Origin of the sequence: Micromonospora fulviviridis, assembly GCF_014648395.1 — a bacterium.
GTDB classification, from domain to species: Bacteria; Actinomycetota; Actinomycetes; order Mycobacteriales; family Micromonosporaceae; genus Micromonospora; species Micromonospora fulviviridis.
Map to the genome: position 1 here is coordinate 212,598 of NZ_BMRA01000005.1, position 16,658 is coordinate 229,255.

The 16,658-nt window shown below is 74.8% G+C and carries 16 protein-coding genes; 9 read left to right on the forward strand and 7 right to left on the reverse strand.

Annotated elements, in window-relative coordinates; genetic code table 11:
* Positions 1–57 precede the first annotated feature (57 nt).
* Together IEY96_RS15175 and IEY96_RS15180 are read left to right on the forward strand one after the other, a co-directional pair.
* Positions 58–420 carry a DUF742 domain-containing protein gene (locus IEY96_RS15175; RefSeq protein ID WP_091262733.1) on the forward strand — a complete coding sequence of 121 codons (363 nt, stop codon included), beginning with the start codon at positions 58–60 and terminating at the stop codon, positions 418–420.
* Entirely contained in the window at positions 401–1,018 is a 618-nt protein-coding gene (locus tag IEY96_RS15180; RefSeq protein WP_189195449.1) for a GTP-binding protein, read from the forward strand. The genes IEY96_RS15175 and IEY96_RS15180 overlap by 20 nt, the downstream gene beginning before the upstream one ends.
* A 22-nt stretch (positions 1,019–1,040) precedes the next feature.
* Here IEY96_RS15180 and IEY96_RS15185 read toward each other — a convergent pair whose 3' ends face one another.
* The 5 genes from IEY96_RS15185 to IEY96_RS15205 are packed head-to-tail and all read right to left on the reverse strand — an operon-like array spanning position 1,041 to position 8,590.
* Positions 1,041–2,129: a uroporphyrinogen-III synthase gene (locus IEY96_RS15185; protein WP_189195450.1), complete on the reverse strand. Its 1,089-nt coding sequence runs from the start codon at positions 2,127–2,129 to the stop codon at positions 1,041–1,043.
* Entirely contained in the window at positions 2,129–2,476 is a 348-nt protein-coding gene (gene nirD / locus IEY96_RS15190; protein WP_189195451.1) for a nitrite reductase small subunit NirD, read from the reverse strand. The genes IEY96_RS15185 and nirD overlap by 1 nt, the downstream gene beginning before the upstream one ends.
* Positions 2,473–4,995, reverse strand: coding sequence for a nitrite reductase large subunit NirB (gene nirB / locus IEY96_RS15195; protein WP_189195452.1), 2,523 nt, complete (start codon positions 4,993–4,995; stop codon positions 2,473–2,475). Before nirB ends, nirD begins: the two co-directional genes overlap by 4 nt.
* Positions 4,992–6,482 carry an FAD-dependent oxidoreductase gene (locus IEY96_RS15200; protein ID WP_189195453.1) on the reverse strand — a complete coding sequence of 497 codons (1,491 nt, stop codon included), beginning with the start codon at positions 6,480–6,482 and terminating at the stop codon, positions 4,992–4,994. Before IEY96_RS15200 ends, nirB begins: the two co-directional genes overlap by 4 nt.
* Positions 6,479–8,590, reverse strand: coding sequence for a molybdopterin oxidoreductase family protein (locus IEY96_RS15205; protein ID WP_189195454.1), 2,112 nt, complete (start codon positions 8,588–8,590; stop codon positions 6,479–6,481). Before IEY96_RS15205 ends, IEY96_RS15200 begins: the two co-directional genes overlap by 4 nt.
* Before the next feature lie 146 nt (positions 8,591–8,736).
* On the opposite strand from IEY96_RS15205, the gene IEY96_RS15210 reads away from it, so the two are divergent.
* The 7 genes from IEY96_RS15210 (at position 8,737) to glmM (ending at position 14,148) form a co-directional block, all read left to right on the forward strand.
* Positions 8,737–9,432, forward strand: a complete 696-nt coding sequence (locus tag IEY96_RS15210; RefSeq protein WP_189195455.1) for a class I SAM-dependent methyltransferase — start codon at positions 8,737–8,739, stop codon at positions 9,430–9,432.
* A gap of 78 nt (positions 9,433–9,510) precedes the next feature.
* Positions 9,511–9,771 carry a DUF6364 family protein gene (locus IEY96_RS15215; RefSeq protein ID WP_189195456.1) on the forward strand — a complete coding sequence of 87 codons (261 nt, stop codon included), beginning with the start codon at positions 9,511–9,513 and terminating at the stop codon, positions 9,769–9,771.
* Positions 9,761–10,054, forward strand: coding sequence for a type II toxin-antitoxin system PemK/MazF family toxin (locus tag IEY96_RS15220; RefSeq protein WP_189195457.1), 294 nt, complete (start codon positions 9,761–9,763; stop codon positions 10,052–10,054). Before IEY96_RS15215 ends, IEY96_RS15220 begins: the two co-directional genes overlap by 11 nt.
* 123 nt (positions 10,055–10,177) lie before the next feature.
* Positions 10,178–11,551, forward strand: a complete 1,374-nt coding sequence (locus tag IEY96_RS15225) for an MFS transporter (RefSeq protein WP_189195458.1) — start codon at positions 10,178–10,180, stop codon at positions 11,549–11,551.
* A gap of 192 nt (positions 11,552–11,743) precedes the next feature.
* Positions 11,744–12,187 (forward strand): 50S ribosomal protein L13, encoded by a 444-nt coding sequence (gene rplM / locus IEY96_RS15230; protein ID WP_091262713.1) that lies wholly within the window; start codon positions 11,744–11,746, stop codon positions 12,185–12,187.
* Between the two features lie 20 nt (positions 12,188–12,207).
* Positions 12,208–12,672 carry a 30S ribosomal protein S9 gene (gene rpsI / locus IEY96_RS15235; protein ID WP_030501567.1) on the forward strand — a complete coding sequence of 155 codons (465 nt, stop codon included), beginning with the start codon at positions 12,208–12,210 and terminating at the stop codon, positions 12,670–12,672.
* 120 nt (positions 12,673–12,792) lie between these two features.
* Entirely contained in the window at positions 12,793–14,148 is a 1,356-nt protein-coding gene (gene glmM / locus IEY96_RS15240; RefSeq protein WP_189195459.1) for a phosphoglucosamine mutase, read from the forward strand.
* Positions 14,149–14,341: 193 nt separating this feature from the next.
* Here the strand turns inward: glmM and IEY96_RS15245 are convergent, their stop codons facing one another.
* Both IEY96_RS15245 and IEY96_RS15250 read right to left on the reverse strand, forming a co-directional pair.
* The gene (locus IEY96_RS15245; RefSeq protein WP_189195460.1) at positions 14,342–15,451 is read right to left on the reverse strand and encodes a threonine aldolase family protein; all 1,110 of its coding nucleotides are present in this window, start codon (positions 15,449–15,451) and stop codon (positions 14,342–14,344) included.
* Positions 15,448–16,635 (reverse strand): pyridoxal phosphate-dependent aminotransferase, encoded by a 1,188-nt coding sequence (locus IEY96_RS15250; RefSeq protein WP_189195461.1) that lies wholly within the window; start codon positions 16,633–16,635, stop codon positions 15,448–15,450. The genes IEY96_RS15245 and IEY96_RS15250 overlap by 4 nt, the downstream gene beginning before the upstream one ends.
* Between the last annotated feature and the right edge of the window lie 23 nt (positions 16,636–16,658).

A 16,658-nucleotide genomic window follows, 5' to 3' on the forward strand; every position in this document is an offset into this window, starting at 1 on the left:
GTCCGGTGACGTGGCCCGGAGCCCGTCCGGCTCCGAATGAGGGGAGGTGATCGCGAGATGGAACCACGACGAGACCCGCGTGGCGCGCTGGTGCGACCGTACGCGGTCACCCGTGGCCGCACCGAGCCGTTGCAGAACATCGCGCTCGAGGCGGTGCTGTCGTGCACGCCCACCCAGTCGGCCGAGGCGCGATTCGCCGGGCACGACAAGTACCGCATCGCCTCGGTCTGCGAAGGCCGGGCACAGTCGCTGGCGGAGATCGCCGCTTACACCCGGATGCCGCTGGGCGTCACCCGGGTGCTGGTCGCCGACATGGTGGCCGAGGGCCTGCTGACGCTACACACTGCCGCTCCCGCGACGGGGTTCGCGGCGCGGATGAACCTGCTTGGAAGGGTGCTAAGTGGACTTCGCGAACTATGACCCCGCCGGGGCGAGCCGCAGCCGGGAGATCATCTCCGCGAAGATCGTCATCGCGGGCGGCTTCGGGGTGGGCAAGACCACCCTGGTGGGCGCGATCTCCGAGATCCAACCGCTGACCACCGAGGCGCTGATGACCGCGGCGGGCGTCGGCATCGACGACCCGTCGAAGGTGCCCGGCAAGGAGACCACCACGGTCGCCATGGACTTCGGCCGGATCACCATGGCCGAGGACCTGATCCTCTATCTCTTCGGCACGCCGGGCCAGACCCGCTTCTGGTTCATGTGGGACGAGATCATCCGGGGCGCGGTGGGCGCGGCCGTGCTGGTGGACACCCGCCGGATCACCGACGCCTTCGCGCCGCTGGACTACTTCGAGAACCGCAACCTGCCGTACGTGGTGGCGCTGAACCGGTTCGACGACGCGCCGCACTACGAGCTGGAGGAGGTCCGCGAGGCGCTGGCGATCTCGCCGGACGTGCCGCTGGTGATGTGCGACGCGCGGCGGCGCGAGTCGGTCAAGCAGGTGCTGGTGACCGTGGTCGAGCACGCCATGCTCCGGCTCCAGGCCGAGCACGGCTTCGCGGCGCCGGTCGGCTGACTCCTCCGCCGGCGGCGGCGGGTCAGTCGACCCGCAGCCGGTAGCCGCGCTTGACCACGGTCTGCACCACGCGGGGGGCGTCGAGCCCGACCCGCAGGCGGGCGACCGCCATCTCCACCGCGTGCTCGTCCGCGCCCCGGGGCAGGGTACGCAGCAGGGCGGTGCGGGACAGCACCTTCCCGGGCGCTACCGCGAGCGCCCGCAGCACCGCCATCGGGGCCGGCGCGAGCGGGCGCAGCTCGCCGTCCACCACCGCGGCGTGGCCGCGCAGGGTCAGCAGGTGCCCGCCGGCCTTCACGGTCACCGTCCGGCGGGGCAGCTCGTCGACGATCGTCCGGACAAGGGCGCCGAGCCGGGCCCGGTTCGGGGCGCTCACCGGCACCCCCCGCCGCACCAGGGGCTCGGCGGTGACCGCACCGACGCAGCTGGCCAGCACGTCCCCGCGCAGGGCCGCCAGCACCGTCTCGGTCCGGTCCCCGGCCGCCCGCAGCAGCGCCTCGGCCGCCGGGGCGGAGGTGAACGTGACGGCGTCGACCATCCGCCCGGCGACCAGGTCGATCAGCCGGTGCAGCGGTGCCGGGTCGGTCGGCGGCGCCCAGCGGTAGACCGGCACCTCGATCACCGTGGCCCCGGCCGACTCCAGCGCCTCGGTGCACTCCGGCTGCCGCTCGCCGTGCAGTTGCAGCGCGATGACCTGGCCGGCCACGCCGCGCCGGACCAGGTGCTCGACCACCTCGTCGCAGCTCTCCGAGGCGGGGGACCAGTGCTCCCGCAGCCCGGCCGCCCGGATCGCCCCGGTCGCCTTGGGACCGCGGGCCACCACGTACGACCGGGCCAGCACGGCACGCAGCGGCTCGGCCAGCCCCCAACCCTCGGCTGCCTCCAGCCAGCCGCGCATCCCGATGCCGGTGTTCGCCATGAGCACGTCCGGCGGGCGCTCCAGGCAGGTCCGGGTGGCCTCGCGCAGGTCGGTGTCGTCGGCCAGCGGCACGATCCGCAGCGCCGGGGCGAGCACCACCCGCGCGCCGCGCCGCTGGAGCAGCGCGGCCAGCTCGTCGCGCCGCCGGTCGGCGGTGACCCCGATGGTGAAGCCGGCCAGTTCCTCCCGCATCACTCCTCCTGTCGCAACCGCACCTCGACCAGGCCGTCCCGGCAGCGCACCTCGTGCCGCCGCAGCGCCACGCCCGGGAGGTCCAGGCACCGCCCGGTGGTCAGGTCGTAGACCTGCTTGTGCAGCGGGGAGGCGAGCGTCGGCAGGCCGCCGCGGCTGCCCACGATGCCCCGGGACATCACCTGCGCGCCGCCGACCGGGTCGAGGTTGTCGACCGCGTACAGCTCGCCGCCGGTGCGGAAGAGCGCCACCTGCACCCCGTCGACCAGGGCGGCCACGCCCCGGTCCGGGTCCAGCCGGTCCAGCGGGCAGACCGCCGTCCAGGCCAGCATCGTCGGGGCGCTCATCGCCGTACCTCCGGAAGGCCCAGCGCCACCGGCTGACGGCGACCGTCGGCGCCCGGCGGGGCGCCGCGGGCGGGCACCGGCTGGCCGCGCTCCACCGCGAAGCTGATGGACGGGTCGGGCACGTCGGGGGCGTTGACGAAGGAGGTGAAGCGGCGCAGCCGCTCCGGGTCCTCCAGCACGTCCCGCCACTCGTCGGAGTACCCGGCGACGTGCCGGGCCATGGCCGCGTCGAGTTCGGCGCAGAGCCCGAGCGAGTCGTCCACGAGCACCGACCGGAGATGGTCGAGGCCGCCGTCCATCGCCTCGATCCAGGCGGCGGTGCGCTGCAACCGGTCGGCGGTGCGGATGTAGTAGATCAGGAACCGGTCGATCAGCTGGATCAGCGCTTCCGTGGACAGGTCGGTGGCGAACAGGTCGGCGTGCCGGGGCCGGAACCCGCCGTTGCCGCCGACGTAGAGGTTCCAGCCGGTCTCGGTGGCGATGATGCCGAAGTCCTTGCTGCGGGCCTCGGCGCACTCCCGCGCGCAGCCGGAGACCGCCGACTTGAGCTTGTGCGGGGCGCGCAGCCCCCGGTAGCGCAGTTCCAGCGCGACGGCCAGCCCGACCGAGTCCTGCACCCCGTACCGGCACCAGGTCTCGCCGACGCAGGACTTCACGGTCCGCAGCGCCTTGCCGTACGCGTGGCCGGACTCGAAGCCGGCGTCCACCAGCCGGCGCCAGATCTGCGGGAGCTGCTCGACCCGGGCGCCGAACAGGTCGATCCGCTGCCCACCGGTGATCTTGGTGTAGAGCCGGAAGTCCCGGGCCACCTCGCCGATCACGATCAGCTTCTCCGGGGTGATCTCGCCGCCGGGGATCCGCGGCACCACCGAGTAGCTGCCGTCGCGTTGCAGGTTGGCCAGGAAGTGGTCGTTGGTGTCCTGGAGGGACGCCTGCTCGCCGTCGAGCACGTGCCCGGTGCCGAGCGAGGCGAGGATCGAGGCCACCACCGGCTTGCAGATGTCGCAGCCGCGCCCGCGCCCGTGCTCGGCGATGAGCTGGGAGAAGGTGCGGATGCCGCGGACCCGGACGATGTCGAACAGCTCCTGCCGGCCGGCGTCGAAGTGCTCGCACAGCGCGGTGGACTGCCGCACCCCGGCCGCGTCGAGGAGTTGCTTGAGCATCGGCACGCAGGAGCCGCAGCTCGTCCCGGCCCGGGTGCACGCCTTCAACGCCGGCACGTCGGCCGCCCCGCCGGCGATGGCCGCGTCCAGGTCGGCCCGGGTCACCGCGTTGCAGGAGCAGACCTGCGCGGCGGCCGGCAGCGCGCCGGCCCCGGCGCCCGCGCCGCCCGCCGGGGCCAGCAGCGCCAGCGGGGGAGCGGGCAGCGGCCCGCCGACACTCGCCCGCAGCGTCGGGTACGCGCTCGCGTCGCCCACCAGCACGCCGCCGAGCAGCGTCCTCGCGTCGTCGGAGAGGACCAGCTTCGCGTACGCCCGGGTGGCCGGGTCGGTGAAGGTGACGTCGAGGCAGCCCGGGGTGGCGCCGTGCGCGTCGCCGAACGAGGCCACGTCCACGCCGAGCAGCTTGAGCTTGGTGGCGGTGTCCGCGCCGGGGAAGGTGGCCGCCCCGCCGAGCAGCCGGTCGGCGACCACCTCGGCGGTCGCGTACCCGGGGGCCACCAGGCCGTGGCAGGTGCCCTCCACGGCGGCGCACTCGCCGACCGCCCAGATCCGCTCGTCCGCCGTCCGGCAGCCCGCGTCGACCAGCACCCCGCCGCGCGGGCCGAGCGGCAGCCCCGCGGCCCGGGCCAGCTCGTCCCGGGGCCGGATGCCGGCGGCCACCACGACCAGGTCCGCCTCGACCGTGCGCCCGTCGGAGAGTTCCAGCGCGCCGACCGTGCCGTCCGGGCCGGGGCGCAGCGCGCTGGTGGCCACCCCGAGGTACGTGGTGACGCCCAGTTCCTCGACGTAGCGGCGCAGCATGGCACCGCCCGCCTCGTCCACCTGCACCGGCATGAGCCGGGGCGCGAACTCGACCACGCTGGTGTCCAGGCCCAGCAGGCGCAGCGCGTTCGCCGCCTCCAGGCCGAGCAGCCCGCCGCCGATCACCGCCCCGGTGCGCCGGCCCTCGGCGTGCGCGCGGATCGCCGCCAGGTCGTCCAGCGTCCGGTAGACGAAGACACCCGGCAGGTCGGCGCCGCCGATCGGGGGTACGAACGCCGACGAGCCGGTGGCCAGCACCAGCGCGTCGTACGGGTGCTCGCCGGACGCGGTCACCACCACCCGCCGCGCCCGGTCCACGGCCAGCGCCGGCTCGCCGAGCCGCAGCTCCACCCCGTCGTCGGGGGTGTGCAGGTTCAGCTCCTCGGCGCTCACCCCGTCGAAGAAGGCCGAGAGCCGCACCCGGTCGTACGCCGGCCGCCGCTCCTCGCCGAGCACCGTGACCTGCCAGCGCCGCTCCTGGTCCCGGGCCCGCAACGCCTCGACGAAGCGCTGCCCGACCATGCCGTTGCCGACGACCACCAGCCTGCCGCTCATCGCGCCACCTCCACCGCGTCGCGGTCCATCTCTGCACCTGGTTCCTGGCGTCCCGTCACCGGATCCACCTCGGCGAGCCATCCGGCGATGCCGGCCACCGCGTCCCGGCAGCCACCGCAACCGGTGGCCGCCCGGGTCGCCGCGGACAGCTCCGCGGCGGTCCGCGCGCCGGCGCGCCAGCACGCCACCAGGGCGCCCTTGCTCACGTCGTTGCACTGGCACACCGTGGCCGCGTCCGGCATCAGCGCCGGGGACGCGGCGGGCGTGGCCGGGGCGGCGCCGAACGCCCGCCCGAGCAGCAGCGACCGCCGGTCCGCCGGCACCGGCGCGCCCCGGTCGAAGAGCTGCACCACGGTGCCGACCGCCGGGTTGTCGCCGAGCAGGATGGCCCCGGTCAGCCGCTCGTCGCGGATCCGCAGCCGGGCGTACGTGCCCCGGGCCGGGTCGGCGAAGGTCAGCTCCTCGACCGGCCCGCCCCCGTCCGGCGCGTCGACCGCGTCGCCCATCGCGGCCAGGTCGATGCCGGCCGCCTTGAGCCGGGTCACCACCGGCCGCGGCCGGTAGCGGACCAGCGGGTCGTCGCCGGTCAGCACCTCGGCCACCACCCGGGCCTGCGCCCACGCCGGGGCGACCAGCCCGGTCAGCGTCCCGTCGTGCTGGGCGCAGTCCCCGATGGCCGAGATCCGCCGGTCGCTGGTGCGCATCCGGTCGTCCACCACCACGCCCCGGTCCACGGCCAGCCCGGCGGCGGCGGCCAGCGCGGTGTCCGGGCGTACGCCGCAGGAGAGGACCAGCAGGTCGGCCGCGAGCGAGCCGCCGTCGCCGAGGTCGAGGCGGACGCCGTCGGCGTCGGCGGCCACCCCGGTCGCCGTGACGCCCAGCCGGGTGCGCACCCCGAGCCCGGCGAGAGTGCCGGCGAGGACCGCGCCGGCCGGCTGGTCGAGCTGCCGTTCCATCAGGTGCCCCACCGGGTGGACCACCGTCACGTCCAGCCCCCGGGCGGCGAGCCCGCGGGCCGCCTCCAGCCCGAGCAGCCCGCCGCCGAGCACCAGGGCGCTGCGGGCGCCCCGGGCGGCGGCGAGGATCCGCCGGCAGTCGTCCAGGGTGCGGAACGGGACCACCCGGTCGGGGAGCGGGTCGAGCCCGGGCAGCGGCGGCACCAGGGCCCGGCTGCCGGTGGCCAGGACCAGGTGGTCGTAGCCGTGCCGGTCGCCGTCGGCGGTGCGTACCTGGCGGGCGGCCCGGTCGATGGCGGTGACCGCGGTGCCGGTGCGCACGTCCGCGCCCTGCCCGGCGACCTCGGCCAGCTCGACGTCCGGCTCGTCGATCTTCCCGGCGAGCAGGGTGGAGAGCATGATCCGGTTGTACGCCCGGTGCGGCTCCGCCCCGAGCACGGTGACCTTCCGGTCCCCGCCCCTCGCGTGCAGTTCGGCGGCGAGGCGGGCGCCCGCCATGCCGTATCCCACGATGACGATTCGCTCGGTCATGCCTTCTCCACCCGGACGGCGCAGATCTTGAACTCGGGCATCCCGGAGACCGGGTCGACGGCGTCGTTGGTCACCGAGTTGGCGCGGGCCGCCCCCGGCCAGTGGAACGGCGCGAAGACGGTGTCCGGCCGGATCGCCGGGCTGAGCCGGGCCGGCGCGCGCAGTTCGCCCCGGCGGGAGACCACCCGCACCTCCTCGCCGTCGGCCACGCCGAGCCGGCCGGCCAGGTCGGGGTGCAGCTCGACGAAGCCGCCGGGGGCGGCCCGGCGCAGCGCGGCGATCCGCCGGGTCTGCGCGCCGGACTGGTACTGGGCGAGCACCCGGCCGGTGGTGAAGTGGAGCGGGTAGTCGGCGCACACGGGCTCGGCGGCCGGCCGGTGGGTCACCGCCCGGAACCGGGCCCGGCCGTCCGGCGTGGGGAACCGGTCGGCGAAGAGCCGGGGGCTGTCCGGCCCGTCCTCGTCGGGGCAGGGCCAGAAGACGCCGGTGTCGGCGTCGATCCGGTCCCAGCTCACCCCGGCGTAGTCGGCCGGCCCGCCGGCCGAGGCGCGGCGCAGCTCGGCGAAGACCGCCGCCGGGTCGGTGGGGAACGCGCCGGGCGCGCCGAGGCGGGCCGCCAGGCCGGCCAGGACGGCCAGGTCGGTGCGGACGCCGGGCGGGGGCTCGCGCAGGGCGCGGCGGCGCAGCACGCGACCCTCCAGATTGGTCATGGTGCCGTCCTCCTCGGCCCACTGGGCGACGGGCAGCACCACGTCGGCCAGCTCGGCCGTCTCCGAGCGCAGGAAGTCGGCCACCACCAGCAGGTCCAGGTCGCGCAGCCGGGACTCGACCCGGGCCGCGCGGGGCGCGGACACCACGGGGTTGGAGCCGAAGACCAGCAGCGCCCGGGGGCCGTGCGCGGTGCCGAGCGAGTCGAGGAGCTGGTAGGCCGGTACGCCGGGCCCGGGCAGCGCCGCGGGGTCGATGCCCCAGACCGCGGCCACGTGCTCCCGGGCCGCCGGGTCGTCGATCCGCCGGTAGCCGGGGAGCTGGTCGGCCTTCTGCCCGTGCTCCCGGCCGCCCTGCCCGTTGCCCTGCCCGGTGAGGCAGCCGTAGCCGGAGCCGGGGCGGCCGGGCAGCCCCAGGGCGAGCGCCAGGTTGATGAAGGCGGTGACCGTGTCCACGCCCTTGGCGTGCTGCTCCGCGCCCCGGGCCGTCAGGATGATCGCGCGGTCCACGGTGGCCAGGGCCCGGGCGGTCGCCTCCAGGTCGGCCACCGGCACCCCGGAGAGGCGCTCCGCCTCGGCCGGCCAGCAGCCGGCCACGGTCCGCCGCACCTCGTCGAAGCCGGTGGTCCGGTCGGCCACGTACGCCCGGTCGAGCCAGCCCTCGGTGAGCGCGATGTGCAGCAGCGCGTTGGCCACCGCCAGGTCGGTGCCGGGCAGCGGTTGCAGGTGCAGGTCCGCCTGGCGGGCGGTGGCGGTGAGCCGGGGGTCGACCACGATCAGCCGGCCGCCCCGTTCGCGCTGGTCGGCGAGGTGGCGCATCAGCGGCGGCATGGTCTCCGCCGGGTTCGCGCCGACCAGCAGCAGGGTGTCCGCCCGGCCCAGGTCGGCGAGGGGGAAGGGGAGCCCCCGGTCGAGGCCGAACGCGCGCATGCCGGCCGCCGCGGCCGAGGACATGCACCAGCGTCCGTTGTAGTCGATGTGCCGGGTGCCCAGCGCCACCCGGGCGAACTTGCCGAGCGCGTACGCCTTCTCGTTGGTCAGCCCGCCGCCGCCGAAGACCGCGACGGCGTCCGGCCCGTGCCGCTCCCGGACCGCCCGCAGCCCGGCGGCCACCCGGTCGAGCGCCTCGTCCCAGCCGGCCGGTCGCAGCTCACCCCCGGGCCGGTCCCGCAGCAGCGGGGTGGTCAGCCGGTCCGGGTGGTCGAGCAGGTCGGCGGCGGTCCAGCCCTTCTGGCAGAGGCCGCCCCGGTTGGTGGGGAAGTCTCGGGGCGCGACCTCGATCCGCTCCCCGGTCTGCCGCAGCACCATGCCGCACTGGAGCGCGCAGTACGGGCAGTGCGTGGCCGCCTCGCGGGGTGGCCGTACCCCCGGTCGCGTCGCCACGCGTGCACCGTCCGTCATGTCGGCAAAGCGTGCCGTCAGGCGGTTTCCGGTCCGGGTCCCTTCTGTTTCGGTCCTGTCAAGAGCACCTCACACCGCACGGGAGTGACGGGCCGGTCGGCAAGGCTTAGAATGTGGGACAAGAATCTCGTATTGTGGGAGGCGCGATGAGTGTGGCGGACGCGTTCGACGCGGTGGCGGGGAGCTACGACGCGGCCCGGCGCCGCCTCGTGCCCTGCTTCGACGCCTTCTACGGCACGGCGGTCGAGGTGGCCGCGCCGCCGCTGCGGGCGGCGCTCGCCGCGGGGCGTACCCCCGAGGTGCTGGACCTGGGCGCGGGCACCGGCCTGCTCTCCCTGCTGCTGGCCGCGGCGGTCCCCGGGGTCCGGCTGACCCTGGTCGACGCGGCGCCCGGCATGCTCGCGGTGGCGACCGGCCACCTGGCCGCCCGCGGGGTGCCGCACCGCACGGTGCTCGCCGACCTGGCCGACCCGCTGCCCGCCGGCCGCTACGACGCGGTGGTCTCCGCGCTGGCCATCCATCACCTGGACGACGACGGCAAGCGGGCGCTCTACCGGCGGGCCGCCGAGGCGCTGGCGCCGGGCGGCGTCTTCGTCAACGCGGAGCAGGTGGCCGGCCCGACCCCCGACCTGGACCGGCGCTACGACGAGGTCTGGACGGCCCGGATCACCGAGCTGGGCTCGGACGCCGCGGAGATCGCCGGAGCCCGCGAGCGGATGCGGCACGACCGGCCCGCGCCGGTGGCCGACCAGTGCCGCTGGCTCACCGAGGCCGGCCTGGTCGACGTGGACTGTTTCTTCAAGGAGTGGCGGTTCGCGGTGTTCGGGGGCCGGCGTCCCTGAGCGTGACCGGGTGTCCGGTTCGGCGACCGGTGCGAGCGGGGATGACTGACGGTCATACCGGTGGGTAATCTGACCGGCATGACCGCCAAGGTGACACTGTCCTTCTCCGACGAGACGATCGAGGAGGCGCGCCGGTTCGCCAAGCGGGAAGGGCTCTCCCTCTCCGCCTGGATGGACCAGGCCGCCCGGGAGAAGGCGCTGCGCGAGGTCTTCACCGCGCACGCCGAGGCGGTCGCCCGCGCCGGCCTGGACCTGGAGTCCGCCGCCCTGGCCGACGCCCAGGAGGCCGCGCTGGTCGACGACGCGCTGTTCGGCGGCGGGCGCCCGCGTGCTGCGTAGGGGAGAGATCTGGCGCATCTCCGGCGCCCGGGAACGGCTCGGCCTGGTCATCAGCTCAGACGTCTACAACTCCACCGCCGTGCCGATCGTGATCGTGGTCGAGGTGGTCGAGGAGTCGCTGCTGCGCGACTCGCCCCTGGCCGTGTCGATGGGCGGCTACGTGGTGATGCCCGACCGGCTCTCCTCGCCCATGAAGAAGTGGTTCACCGAGTGCGTGGACGTGGCCGACACCGAGACCATGCAGCGGGTCGCCCGCGCGCTGCGCATCCTCCAGGAGATCTGAGGCGCTTCACCGCCGCCCGACGGCGGACGTGCGATCTCCGTTTCCGGACCGACGCGCGGCGGGCACGGCCGGGAAACCGCCCGTTCCTAGCGTTCCCCTCGTCACCGACGAGGAGGAGTCGCCGTGAGCACGCTCGCTTCCCCCACCACCCTGGCCCCGGCCGCCGCCGGCCGCCCGGGACGGATCACCGAATGGCGCCCGGAGGATCCGGACTTCTGGGCCACGACCGGCGCGCCGGTCGCCCGCCGCAACCTGTACGTCTCGATCTTCGCCGAGCACGTCGGCTTCTCCGTGTGGAGCCTCTGGTCGGTGATGGTGCTCTTCCTCGGCCCCGAGTACGGCATCGACCCGGCCGGGAAGTTCCTGCTCACCGCCGTGCCGGCCGCGCTGGGGGCGGTGCTGCGGCTGCCGTACACCCTGGCGGTGGCCCGGTTCGGCGGGCGGAACTGGACCATCGTGAGCGCGCTGCTGCTGCTGGTGCCGGCAGTGCCCATGGCGGTGCTGATCGAGCCCGGCGTGTCGTACGCCACGCTCATGGTGCTGGCCTGCCTGACCGGTGTGGGCGGCGGCAACTTCGCCTCGTCCATGGCGAACATCAACCTGTTCTTCCCGGAGCGGCTCAAGGGCCGGGCGCTCGGGCTCAACGCCGGCGGCGGCAACCTCGGCGTGCCGGCCGTGCAGCTCGTCGGGCTGGCGGTGCTGGCCACCGCGGGCGCCGCGTACCCCCGGCTGGTGCCGGCGGTCTACCTGCCGCTGATCGTGCTCGCGGCGCTGGCCGCGGCGCGCTGGCTGGACAACGTCCCGGGGGCGCGCAACGAGCCCGGCGCGCTGCGCGCCGCGGCCCGCGACCCGCACACCTGGGTGATGTCCCTGCTCTACATCGGCACCTTCGGCTCGTTCATCGGCTTCGGCTTCGCCTTCGGCCAGGTGCTCCAGCTCCAGTTCCACGACCGGTTCCCGACCCCGGTCGACGCCGCCTGGCTGACCTTCCTGGGGCCGCTGACCGGCTCGCTGATCCGGCCCTTCGGCGGCCACCTCGCCGACCGGCTCGGCGGGGCCCGGGTCACCTTCTGGAACTTCGTGGCGATGGCCGCGGGCGCCGGGCTGGTGCTGTACGCCGCCCGGGACCGGTCCTTCCTGCTCTACCTGGCCGGGTTCCTGGCGCTCTTCGTCTTCTCCGGGATCGGCAACGGGTCGACGTACAAGATGATCCCGGCGATCTTCCGGGCGCGGGCCGCCACCGAGGCGGAGCTGACCGGGGACCGGGAGGCGGCCGAGCGGCGGGCCCGGCGGCTCTCCGGGGCGCTGATCGGCATCGCGGGGGCTGTGGGCGCCTCGGGCGGGGTCCTGGTGAACGTGGCGTTCCGGCAGTCCTTCCTGACCTCCGGCACCGCCGACGCCGCCTACCTGGCCTTCATCGCCTGGTACGCGCTCTGCTTCCTGGTGACCTGGGTGGTGTACCTGCGTCCGGGGGCGCGTAAGCTGGCCGGCGTGTGACCTCCGCCATGGGAGAAGGCGCAGGCCGCGCGGGGTGACACCCCGTTTTGACCTGCCGCCCGGCGGCCGGGTATCGTTGCCTGCTGTTGTACGACATTCTTAGGCGTGCCGCATCAGGTACGCTTGGTCGTTCGTGCGCGCCTGGTCACCTCGGCGCGCGACCCCAGACCGACGACGAGACAAGGTAGACCTGTGCGTACGTACAGCCCGAAGCCGGGTGAGATCGAGCGTCAGTGGCACGTCATCGACGCCTCTGATGTCGTGCTGGGCCGCCTCGCGACCCACGCCGCCACGCTGCTGCGTGGTAAGCACAAGCCGACTTTCGCGCCGCACGTCGACACGGGCGACTTCGTCGTCATCGTGAACGCGGGCAAGGTCGCGCTGACCGGCAACAAGCGCCAGACCAAGATCGCTTACCGCCACTCCGGCTACCCGGGTGGTCTGAAGCAGGTCGGCTACGACGAGCTGCTGACCAAGCGGCCCGAGCGGGCCATCGAGCTGGCCGTGAAGGGCATGCTCCCGCACAACAAGCTGGGCCGCCAGATTCTCAAGAAGCTGAAGGTCTACGCCGGTGCCGAGCACCCGCACGGCGCGCAGCAGCCGGTGCCGTTCGAGATCAAGCAGATCGCGCAGTGAGCGCGGGCGAAGGAAGCAGCATGACCGACATCACCGCCACCGAGGTCGCCCCCGAGGCCACCGAGGCGCCGGCGCCCGTCGCGCGCGCGCCTCGTGGCGACCGCCCGATCCAGACCGTGGGTCGGCGCAAGGAGGCCATCGTCCGGGTCCGCATCGTCCCGGGCAGCGGCAAGATCACCTGCAACGGCCGCGACCTCGAGGCCTACTTCCCGAGCAAGGTGCACCAGCAGCTCATCAAGGACCCGCTGGTCACCGCCGAGAAGGCCGAGGCCTTCGACGTGATCGCCAACCTGCGGGGCGGCGGCACCACCGGCCAGGCCGGCGCGCTGCGGCTCGCCATCGCCCGGGCGCTGATCGTCAGCGAGCCCGACGACCGTCCGGCCCTGAAGAAGGCCGGCTTCCTGACCCGTGACGCCCGGGTCAAGGAGAGCAAGAAGTACGGCCTCAAGAAGGCCCGTAAGGCTCCCCAGTACTCGAAGCGCTGATCACCACCAGCGCCGTGTACTTCTGACGGACGGCCGGGTCCGCCTCTCCCTCGCCGGGGGAGGTGGCCCGGCCGTTCCGCTTTTCTCCTTTCAACGGCAGTCCATCGGAGGTTGGCGGGTATGGGCCGGTTGTTCGGCACGGACGGCGTACGCGGGCGGGCGAACGCGGATCTCACCCCGGAGTTGGCGCTCGCGGTGGCGGTGGCCGCCGCCCACACGCTGGCCGAGACCGACAAGAGCCATCCGCCGCTCGCCGTGGTCGGCCGGGACACCCGGGCCAGCGGCGAGATGCTGGAGGCCGCCGTGGTCGCCGGGCTGACGAGCGCCGGCGCCAACGTGGTCCGGGTCGGCGTGCTGCCCACCCCCGCGGTCGCGTTCCTCACCGCCGAGGCCAAGGCCGACCTGGGCGTCATGCTCTCCGCTTCGCACAACCCGATGCCGGACAACGGCATCAAGCTCTTCGCCGCAGGCGGGCACAAGCTGCCCGACGAGATCGAGATGCGGATCGAGGCCGCCGTCGAGGCCAACGCCACCACCGCCTGGGAGCGCCCGATCGGCGCCGGGGTCGGCCGGGTGCACGACCTGCTCGACGGCGCCGACCACTACGTCCAGCACCTGGTCGGCACCGTGCCGCACCGGCTGGACGGGATCAAGGTCGTGGTCGACTGCGCCAACGGCGCGGCCGCCGACGTCGCCCCGGTGGCGTACCGGGAGGCCGGCGCCGAGGTGATCGCCATCTACGCCGAGCCGGACGGCCTGAACATCAACGACGAGTGCGGCTCCAACCACATCGACGCCCTGCGCGCCGCCGTGGTCGAGCACGGCGCGCACCTCGGCATCGCCCACGACGGCGACGCCGACCGCTGCGTCGCGGTCACCGCCGACGGCGAGGAGGTCGACGGCGACCAGGTCATGGCGATCCTCGCCCTGGCCATGCGGGAGTCCGGCGAGCTGACCCAGGACACCCTGGTCGCCACGGTGATGAGCAACCTCGGCCTGCGGCTGGCCATGTCCGCGCAGGGCATCCGGCTCGTCGAGACCAAGGTCGGCGACCGGTACGTGCTGGAGGAGCTGCGCGCCTCCGGCCTGGCGCTCGGCGGCGAGCAGAGCGGGCACATCGTGATGCCCGCGTACGCCACCACGGGCGACGGTGTGCTCACCGGGCTGCACCTGATGTCCCGGATGGCGCAGACCGGGAAGTCGTTGGCCGAGCTGGCGTCCGTGGTGACCAAGCTGCCCCAGGTGCTGATCAACGTGCCGGTGGGCGACCGCACCGTCGGCGCCGCCGCGCCGGCCGTCCGCGCCGAGGTGGAGCGGGCCGAGGCCGAGCTGGGCGAGACCGGCCGGGTGCTGCTCCGCCCGTCGGGCACCGAGCCGCTGGTCCGCGTCATGGTCGAGGCCGCCACCGAGGCGACCGCCCGATCAGTCGCCGAGCGCATCGCGGATCAGGTCCGCAGCGCCAGCCCGGCGGCCTGACGACACACTTCTTCCTCATCGGGCGCGGCGGACCTGTCCGTCGCGCCCGACGCCTTTCCTGACGCCCACCCGGCCGCCACTCGCTGCCGGGTGCTCCCGATCTTGGACAGTTTCCGTTCGTAACGCACGGCAACTGTCCAAGATCCGGGCTGCGGGTCAATCCGGCGGGTCGGGGTCGCGCCGGCCCCGCGGGTCAGGGCCGGGGGAGGCGGCGGAGGAAGCGGTCGGCCAGGTCGAGGATCTGGTCGGCGTCCAGTTCCAGTGCGGGGCCGGCCACCGTGACCTCGGTCAGCGCCAGGCCGGGCACCTCGGTGTCCCGCCAGCCGCCGGCGAACCACGCCTTCTCCTCCTCGGCGAGGGCGAGGTTGGCCGTGTTCAGGTCCTCCGCGGAGTACGGCAGCCAGAGCCGGAACTGGTGGGTGTGCGGCGGCGCCGGGTGGACCCGTGCGCCGGGCACGCCGGCCAGCGCCTCGGCCACCCGCTTCGCGTGCGCCACGTAGCCGGCCAGCCGGGGCAGCTCCCGCTCCAGGCCGGCGAGCGCGGCGAGGGCCGCCGGCCACTGCTGGAACAGGGTGCCGCCGTAACGGTGCCGCCAGGCGCGGGCGTACCGGACCAGCTCGGCGTCGCCGGCCATTGCCGCCCCGGAGTGGCCGCCGAGGGACTTGTAGAACGAGACGTACGTGCTGTCGGCCAGGGCCGCGATCTCGGCCGCCGGGTGCCCCAGGTGGACGGTGGACTCCCAGAGCCGGGCCCCGTCCAGGTGCACCCGGGCGCCCCGCTCACGGGCCGCGCCGACCACCGCGACCAGCTCGTCCCAGGTCGGCAGGACGAATCCGGCGTCGCGCAGAGGCAGCTCCAGGAAGAGCGTGCCGATCGGCTCGTCGAGCGCGGCTACCTCCTCGGCCGTCGGGTTGCGCGGCGCCTCCGTGGTCCGCACCGCCCGCAGGCCGCCGAGCACCGCGTACGCGTCGCGCTCGTGCAGCAGCGGGTGGCTGAGCGGGTGCAGGCCGACCGCGTCCCGGCCGGTCAGCTCGGCGCCGTGACGCATCGCCACCTGCTGGGCCATCGTGCCGGTGGGGAAGAAGGCGACCGCCTCCGTGCCGAGCAGCTCGGCGACCCGGCGCTCCAGCTGCTCCACCGCCCCGCCCTCGCCGTAGAAGTCGGGCAGCAGGTCCTCCGGCACGGCCGCGCCGAGCGCCGTGAGCTGCTCCCGCACCGAGGCCGGCCGGATGCCGGAGAGCACCGTGTCGCAGTCGCGCTGGGCGGCGACCCGGCGCATCCGGTCGGCGTACGCGTCGGTCATCCGTCCTCCCTGAGCCGGCGCAGCCGGGTGACCGCCTCGGTGAGCACCTCGGGCCGCTTGCAGAACGCGAACCGGACCAGCCGCCGGCCCGCCTCCGCGTCGTCGTAGAAGACCTGGGTCGGCACCGCCACCACACCGCAGCGCTCCGGCAGCGACCGGCAGAACTCCACCCCGTCCCGCCCGCCGAGCGGGGTGACGTCGGCGGTGACGAAGTACGTCCCCTCCGGCGCGAGCACGCCGAACCCGGCGTCGGTGAGGCCGGCGACGAGCTGGTCCCGCCGCTGCTGAAGGCCGTCCCGGAACTCGGCGAAGTAGGCGTCCGGCAGGCCGAGCGCCACGGCCACGGCCGGTTGCAGCGGGCCGGCGTTGACGAAGGTGAGGAACTGCTTCACCCGGAGCACCGCGGCGACCAGCGGCGCCGGGCCGCTCACCCAGCCGACCTTCCAGCCGGTGCAGGAGAACGTCTTGCCGGCCGAGGAGATGCGCAGGGTGCGCTCGCGCATGCCGGGGAGCGTCGCCAGCGGCAGGTGCGGGGCGGCGGCGTCGGTGAAGACCAGGTGCTCGTAGACCTCGTCGGTGACCGCGTACGCGCCGTGCTCCTGGCACAGCTCGGCCACCAGGGTCAGCTCGTCGGCGGTGAAGACCTTGCCGGTCGGGTTGTGCGGGGTGTTCAGCAGCACCAGCCGGGTACGCGGCCCGAACGCCGCGCGCAGCTCCGCCGGGTCGAAGGCGTAGCGGCCGTCGGCGCCGGGACGCAGCGTCACCGGGCGGCGGACCGCGCCGGCCAGGGCGATCGAGGCCGCGTACGAGTCGTAGTAGGGCTCGAAGCACACCACCTCGTCGCCCGGCTCGCAGAGGGCGAGGATGCTCGCCGCGATCGCCTCGGTGGCGCCCGCGGTCACCACGATCTCGCCGTCGGGGTCGTACTCCAGGCCCCAGAACCGGCGCTGGTGGGCCGCGACGGCCGCGCGCAGCGCCGGGATGCCCGGACCCGGCGGGTACTGGTTGTGGCCGGACCGCAGCGCCTCGGCGGCCGCGGCGAGCATCTCCGGCGGCCCGTCGGTGTCGGGGAAGCCCTGCCCGAGGTTGACCGCGCCGGTGCGCACGGCCAGCGCCGACATCTCGGCGAAGATGGTGGTGCCGAACGGCCGCATCCGGGCCACCAGCGGATCGGTCGTCGTCACGCCGGCCAGCCTACGGCCCGGCA